This is a genomic window from Azospirillum sp. B506 (assembly GCF_000333595.1).
Taxonomy (GTDB): Bacteria; Pseudomonadota; Alphaproteobacteria; order Azospirillales; family Azospirillaceae; genus Azospirillum.
Genome location: NZ_BADK01000814.1, coordinates 1 through 2,414, shown reverse-complemented (window position 1 = coordinate 2,414; position 2,414 = coordinate 1). Strand labels below are relative to the sequence as shown.

The window sequence follows — 2,414 nt, the reverse complement described above, 5'->3', positions numbered from 1 at the left end:
ACCTCTTCTTCTTTCAAGATTAGGCGGTCAAATGACCATTTGGACAAATGATCAATAGATAAGGTTAGGCTTCGCGGCAAACTCCGGCTTCAATGCACGCCGCCAACACAATGTCCGTTAGCGGCTGATGCAGCTCCTCAGGAAAGGTAACGGTTGGGCTCCACTGCCCATTGATGTCCCGATGAAGAGGGGACGTGACCGATGTGGCGTGATTGCCATTCATGACCTCTCTTGATACGCGGAGGCCTCGGACTTTGAACTCGATGCCGTGGACGACAATGAGAACGTCAACCAGCGCCAGAAGCTTCCCACCAATAGGGGCTTTCCGGACATTTACGACTTCGGCAAGGACTGTTTCTGTGTCGCTCATTACAGTCTCATAATGCTATTCACGGAATGCGTTATGCTGAATAGTGCTACTATTGACAATACCCCTATCTGCCAATTCAGAACAGTTCCTCTTCCCGCCCGTATCAGACGCTGAAGGAATTTGCCGGTGCACTGTCGACATCAAGGCCACAGCTGGTCGGCTGGGCCGGTGCTGGCCAGTTGATTGCTGGCGGCGAGGTGGCCAACAGCCCCGCTCGGATGCTCAGGCCAACCCCGATTATGCTAGCCTTGCCGACGCCTGCATCATCTACGTGCAAAATAACCACTATAACTACTATGTAGTATTTTTGAATGCATGATAGCAAGTTTACCATGCAAAGTACGGTCAGCGTGGAAGGAAGTGGCTGCGCCCATTAGCGCGGACCATGCCGGTCTCAACCATATGGCGCAAGACTGTCTCGATGCGCGCAGTTCTATTGCGCCCCCCGCGAAAGCGGCGGGAAATATCCTCGGGTGCAAGGGGCGTGGTGGCCGTCGCAAGGACGCTACGAACCGCCCGGATTTGATCCAGGCCGTCGCTCGGCCACGCGAGGGCCGTCGCCGCGCTCTCGGCAGAGCCTCCAAGGTCAGCTGCAATCTGCTTGGCTTGATCGGGTTGGGGGGCCTTGTTGCGTAGGCGGGGCACCTGATACTCGGGGCGCAACCACTCGATCTCGCCTCGTGCCTCGCTGGCCTGCCGAGCTTGGTTGAGCGCCACCAGCCGCAGCAGAATCTCCTCTTCAGCGGCCTCTTGGGTTGGCAACTTGTGCGGCGAGGGTATGGTCGCGCCCGGCATCCCTATCAGCGCCGGACCTAAATCCGCCCACCCATAGGCATCCAGCACAGCCCGATCGATTTCGTCATGAAGTTCGCCAAGTATGGCGATGTGGCCAGCATCATAGACATCCCGCTCTGCATCGGTAAGCGGTTCGACGGCGCAACCGGCAGCCAGTTCTCGCATACGTTCCAGTGTGTTGTAGAGGGTAGTCATCGTCAGATAAGAGTGAGCAGCAATCCGCTCTTTACGGAACGCATCAAGGTGTTCGGCCAAAGTGGATAGGCGCTCAGCCAAGCTGCCTGCCATGTTCCCTGGGTTCGGGAATGGGAACGGGTCGAAGGTCTTGGTGTGCTGATAGACTGGGTCGTTCCCGGCTCCCTGCCAGCCACCGTTGCTGATCGCGAAATGAACGTGGACGCGAGATGAAAGAACAGCCAATAGCAACGGGCTATCCGAAGCTATGACTCTTATCTTCTGGTCTGGCGCAACATGTCCAGGGATGAAAGAGAAAATCCTATGAGCAGCAGTCTCTGTTGTCCCAATGAAACGGCTCAAGCCGTTGAGTGCATCGCGCATTTCTGTTGAAGGCTGTCCGAAACGCCACCAATTCTCACGGCGATATTTCATCTTGTCTTGATCACGCACAGGCTTTGATCGCGAAAGTAAGTGTTGGTATGCATCGGGAAAGCGATCTAGAACCTCCTTCACTGACAATCCATGAAAATCAAGGACATATCGCCCACGAGAGGTTTGGTTCAGGTCTCGACCATTTAGATAAGGTCGGATGTATTTTTCACTGCCTTCAATTTGACCAAGACCAAATTGCCGAGCAGTGAGTTCATTAACCCAGAACGCAAGTCCATAGGGCTTAAAGCCCTGATGGGCCAAATCATGATTTTCCCAAAGAGGAAGTGCTTTGGTGAGGTCAGCTCCTATTGTAAGGGATGGCCTGATATGACCCGCTCGAAGGTCGAGTTCAATGGTAGGGGTATCTGTGTTAAGTCCATCTTCTTTGATAATTTGACCCAGAACACCCTCTGACATTCCACTTACGGCAACTGTCATGGCGATACGTACTGCCGCCTTGTCTGCGGCCTTTTGCCAAGGATGGTCTGGGATTGCGTAAACGATCGACAACGGCGTGTTCCCCGCCATGCGCGCCTCAATGACTTTTCGAGAAAACACTTGGGTAATCTTGTTGGTTGTGATGAAGCCGAAGCGGCGTAAAGGGTTTGGCTTTTCTGTGGTGCCCTGGTAAAAGGCGTCC

At 54.2% G+C, this 2,414-nt stretch carries 1 pseudogene; it reads right to left on the bottom strand.

Going from position 1 to position 2,414, the window contains the following annotated elements:
• Positions 1 to 715: 715 nt before the first annotated feature.
• Positions 716 to 2,414: pseudogene (locus tag I71_RS38500) on the bottom strand (class I SAM-dependent DNA methyltransferase); the annotation flags it as partial.